Genomic DNA, 4,443 nt, shown 5'->3' with positions numbered 1-4,443 from the left:
AGCGCGAGCGCGCCTCGGCCTCCTCGATGGCGGACTCGACGACGGCCACGAACAGGCCTTCCTTGTCGGCGAAGTGCCGATACACGGTGACCTTCGACGCGTCGGCCTTCAGATGTTGCGGCATGACCTAAGTGAACTGAGGTCACTTACTGGAGTACTCATGGCACGAAGCCGTCGCCGTCGGGCACGCCGAACACGACGAACAGCGACGGCAGACCACGGTGCAGTCCGCCGACGGCACACGCATCGCGATGACCCGCGCCGGCCGAGGCTCGGCACTGGTGCTGATCGAGCCCGCGGGCCACTAACAGCGGGTTGTCCGCGTTCGGCGGGCTGGTGCCGCTGCTGCGGTCCGACTTCACGGTCGTGACCGACGACCGTCGCAGACGCGGGGCGAGCACGAACACCGCCCCCAACGAGGTCCAACGCGAGGTGGAGGACCTCGCTGCGGTGATCGACGAGGCCGGCGGAATGGCCTGGAACGCAGCGGCAACGAGGACGGGCTGGCGTTCTTCCTCGAGTCGATCATTCCGCCAGCGATGATCGAGGGGATGCGCGGCGGACCCGAGTGGGAGGCCATGGCCGTCATCGCCGACACCCTCGTCCACGACTGCCTGCTCAGCCAGGCCACGTCAACGGCCACGCTGGCAGCCGTGGACGTCCCGACACTTGCCTCTCGTGACCGCTCTCGACCAGACACCTCGGCGGATCTTGCCGCCGGACGGTCGTCAGTCAGCGGACTGACCAACCCCGTTCTCGTACCGCGATCGAGCGGTCACGGCGCCTGAGCGGTCGCCGGCCATTGCCGAGCAGCTGCCGTCGGCGCGTCCGGATTGCCGAGCAGCTGCCGTCGGCGCGTCCGGATCAGTGACCATCGAACGTATCGGGGGCGAACGGCCACTCCTCGAACGCCGCCACCCTGCCGTCCTCCGCGAACCGCAGCACCCACAGATCGCGCCACGGCCGGCCGTGCTCGTACTCGACCTCTACGCGGGCCACCGCGGTCATGCTGTCGACGGCAACGACTGCCGACGACAGCGTGAACACCTCGTCGGGGCCGTCACGCTCCGCCTGCCAGAACCCGCCGAGCGCGACGAGGCCATGGATCGGGTCGCGCCACGGGGACGCGAGATACGTCACGTCGTCGGTGAACAGTTGCGCGAGGCGGTCTGTCCCCTCGGACCGCCATGCGTCCTCATAGCCGGCCACCCACCGGTCGACCATCGCGCGATCGATCGCCCTGCGGTGGCGTTCGATCGTCACGACCGGTCTCCTTGGCTCATCAGCCTGTGCCGGGACGGCGCGCCGAGGACGCCGCACCGGCAGCGTAGCGGGCTCCACAGGTCACTGTGTCGCGATGGCCACGCTGATCTGGACCCGATCCGACGGGATGGCTGTTGAACCGAGTCAGGCTCTCCGGTGGTAGGCGTCCCCTCAGGGACGGGACCGTGCCCGACGCAGGAATCCACAGCTCAACCTTGGATCGCCACGCGCACCCCCGCGGCGCGGTCACGCATGACGCGGTAGGCACATGCCACGAGACCCGGACGTGGCCTCACGAACGCGAAGATGGACGTTGAAGTCACCTTCAAGTCACGCGCCGGCTGCGGCCGTCTCCTAGGCGGCCGACCCGTCGGCGACGGCCGTCAGGTGGGTGACGCTGCACTTCCAGCCGCCGTCCCGGCGGACGAAGACCTCGGTGGTCCACTCGTCGAGTTCGAACTCCTCGCCGTCGTAGGCGCCGGTGTTGCGGCCGCGGGTCAGGACGACGGCGACGTCGCCGTAGATGCGGACCTCGTGGATCTCGTGGCTCATCGTGTGGTGGGTGATCCGGCCGGCCGCGACCGAGTCGAGGAACTGCTCGCGCGGGAAGACGCCGGTCTCTCCGATCAGTACCCAGTCGGGTTCGGCGAACCGTCCGATCGCCTCCGGGTCGTCGGCCACGATGGCCGCGGACCACGCGTCCATGAGGGCACCGAACTCTTCACGCAGATCGTTGTTCACTTCGCCTCCCCTGAGTAGGTGCCGAAGCTCCACAGGTCCCCTTGGAGTCGGCGTGGTGAACCCGCGAGCGGGAGCCATGCAATGCCGAGCTCGAACCTCTCCATGCGATAGCCGACGTAGCGGTCGATGAAGGGCCGCAGCGGGATGCATGGCAGGGCGGTGACCCACTGCGCGGTCGAGGCATCACCCATCCCATCTGCTCCACGAGACGCCGACAGGAACGCCAGTATGCGCCTCGCAGGTCGACCGTACTGCGCGCGACGGCGGCCGTCGCCGGGTCTGAGGGCGAGCAGCCCCGTGCCGGGCGTGCTCAGCGGCAGCGGCGGAAGAACACCCGGACGTCGTCCGTCAGCAGATCCGGCTGCTCCATCGCGGGGAAGTGTCCGCCGTGCTGGAACTCCGACCAGTGCTCGATCGCGTGGTCCGGGTCCATCAGAGATCGGACCCAGGGCTGCGCGGCGAACACGGCCCAACCTTGCGGCGCCGTGCCGGGTGCTCCCCACGTGGTCGAGTGCGCAGTTTCGTAGAGGTAGCGTGCCGCTGACGCCCCGGAGCCGGTGTACCAGTACAGGGACACTTTCGTCAGCAGTTGGTCGAGGTCCACGGCGTCCTCGGGCAGTGCGGCGTCCTGGTCGGTCCACTCCTTGAACTTCTCGACAATCCACGCCAGTTGTCCGACCGGAGAGTCGACCAGCGCATACGCCAGCGTCTGGGGTCGTGTCGACTGCAGCTTGAGGTACCCCGACCCGTCGTCGCTGATCTGGCCGATCCGCTCCATGGCCACGCGTTCGTCATTGGACAGGTTGGCCAGCCGAGCCGCGCCCTGCGGCAGGTAGTCCAGCGCTCCGATCACCGCCAACGGATCGGAGTTGGTGTGCAGCCCGACGACGTGGTCGGGGTCGAGACCGCCCAGCATCCCGATCACACCCGCGCCGACGTCGCCGCCCTGTGCGACGTATCGGTCGTAGCCCAGGCGGCGCATCAGTTCTGCGAACGCCCGGGCCGTGCGCGCCATCTCCCAGCCGGGCGCGCGCACCGGCGTGGAGAACCCGAACCCTGGCAGGGACGGGACGACCACGTCGAAGGCGTCGGCGGGATCGCCACCGTGGGCCGCGGGATCGGTGAGCGGCCCCATCATCTGAAGGAACTCCACGACCGAGCCGGGGTAACCGTGGCACAGCAGGAGGGGCAGCGCGTGAGGCCGCGGCGACCGGACGTGCAAGAAGTGAATGCGCTGGCCATCGATGAACGTGGTGAACTGTGCGAACTCGTTGAGATTGGCCTCATGCACGCGCCAGTCGTAGCCGTTGCGCCAGTGGTCGGCGAGGTTCCTGAGGTAGCCGAGCGGCACACCGCGGCTCCAGCCGACATCGTGCAGTTCGTCGGGCCAGCGGGTCCGCGCAAGGCGGCGGTGCAAGTCGCCGAGATCAGCCTGCGGGATGTCGATGCGGAAGGGCCGTATGTCGGTGTCCATCGCCGGTTCCTGTCGGGCCGCTGTACAGGTACGCACGCACTGTAGAAACCAACGCGGACGAGTCCGTTCCGCAATCGGATACCCTCGACGGAAGATGTTGGACACGTCGGCCCGGCTGCTACGCCTGTTGTCGTTGCTGCAGGCACGCCGCGGCTGGAGCGGACCACAGCTCGCCGACCGGCTCGGTGTCACGACCAGAACGGTGCGCAACGACGTCGAACGCCTGCGCAGCCTCGGATACCCCGTCCATGGCAAACCCGGCGTAGCCGGCGGCTACGAGCTCGGTGCCGGCGCGTCGCTCCCGCCGCTGCTGCTTGACGACGATGAGGCCGTCGCGGTCGCGGTCGGCTTGCGCACAGCCGCGGGCGGCACGGTCGCCGGCATCGAGGAGACGTCCTGCGGGCACTGGCCAAGGTGCAGCAGGTGCTGCCCTCGCGGCTGCGTCATCGAGTGCACGCTCTGCATGCCTACACGGTCGCGGTGCACGGCCGTGGACCGACGGTCGACGCTGACGTGCTCACCACCGTCGCCGGCGCATGCCGCGGCCACGAACAGCTGCGATTCGACTACCGCACCCACGACGGCGCGGCCAGGGTGCGACGCGCGGAGCCGTACCGTCTCGTGCACACCCGAGGGCACTGGTATCTGGTCGCGTGGGATGTCGACCGGGACGACTGGCGGACCTTCCGCGTCGACCGGATCGCGCCGCGTACGCCGACGGGACCGCGGTTCACGCCACGGGCACTCCCCGACCGCGGGGACGTCGCCAGCTACGTGACCAGCGGCGTCGAGTCGGCGATGTGGCGGTACCGAGCCCGTGTTCGGTTGCATGCACCGGTGGCGGCGGTGGCGGACCGCCTGCCGACCGCCGTGCGCGTCGAGCCGGCCGATGCGCAAACCTGTGTCATGCACGCCGGTGCCGACACGCTCGAGATGCTCGCGCACTACATCGGTCTACTCGGTGT

The 4,443-nt window shown here is 69.0% G+C and carries 7 protein-coding genes; 1 reads left to right on the top strand and 6 read right to left on the bottom strand.

Annotation, left to right across the window (positions count from 1 at the left end; translation table 11 throughout):
• Positions 1–158 precede the first annotated feature (158 nt).
• The 6 genes from VK923_17905 to VK923_17880 all read right to left on the bottom strand — a co-directional run bounded on the left by VK923_17905 (position 159) and on the right by VK923_17880 (position 3,884).
• Positions 159–416 (bottom strand): hypothetical protein, encoded by a 258-nt coding sequence (locus VK923_17905; GenBank protein HSJ46556.1) that lies wholly within the window; start codon positions 414–416, stop codon positions 159–161.
• A 448-nt stretch (positions 417–864) separates the two neighbouring features.
• A complete protein-coding gene (locus tag VK923_17900; GenBank protein ID HSJ46555.1) occupies positions 865–1,263 on the bottom strand; it encodes a nuclear transport factor 2 family protein in 399 nt (132 codons plus the stop codon).
• 354 nt (positions 1,264–1,617) lie between these two features.
• Positions 1,618–2,004: a nuclear transport factor 2 family protein gene (locus VK923_17895; GenBank protein HSJ46554.1), complete on the bottom strand. Its 387-nt coding sequence runs from the start codon at positions 2,002–2,004 to the stop codon at positions 1,618–1,620.
• Positions 2,001–2,195 (bottom strand): hypothetical protein, encoded by a 195-nt coding sequence (locus tag VK923_17890; protein ID HSJ46553.1) that lies wholly within the window; start codon positions 2,193–2,195, stop codon positions 2,001–2,003. The genes VK923_17895 and VK923_17890 overlap by 4 nt, the downstream gene beginning before the upstream one ends.
• 119 nt (positions 2,196–2,314) lie before the next feature.
• Complete coding sequence (locus tag VK923_17885; protein HSJ46552.1) at positions 2,315–3,478, bottom strand: alpha/beta fold hydrolase; 1,164 nt, start codon at positions 3,476–3,478, stop codon at positions 2,315–2,317.
• A gap of 118 nt (positions 3,479–3,596) precedes the next feature.
• A complete protein-coding gene (locus tag VK923_17880; protein HSJ46551.1) occupies positions 3,597–3,884 on the bottom strand; it encodes a hypothetical protein in 288 nt (95 codons plus the stop codon).
• Between the two features lie 17 nt (positions 3,885–3,901).
• On the opposite strand from VK923_17880, the gene VK923_17875 reads away from it, so the two are divergent.
• Positions 3,902–4,443: WYL domain-containing protein (locus VK923_17875; GenBank protein HSJ46550.1), on the top strand; the 542-nt coding region annotated here is incomplete at its 3' end.

Source organism: Euzebyales bacterium (assembly GCA_035461305.1).
Taxonomy (GTDB): domain Bacteria; phylum Actinomycetota; class Nitriliruptoria; order Euzebyales; family JAHELV01; genus JAHELV01.
This window is presented reverse-complemented; position numbering and strand designations above follow the sequence as displayed.

Excerpts from the sequence above, each read along its gene's own strand:
- VK923_17885 (HSJ46552.1), bottom strand. The coding sequence starts at position 3,478 with ATGGACACCGACATACGGCCCTTCCGCATCGACATCCCGCAGGCTGAT.
- VK923_17890 (HSJ46553.1), bottom strand. The coding sequence starts at position 2,195 with ATGGGTGATGCCTCGACCGCGCAGTGGGTCACCGCCCTGCCATGCATC.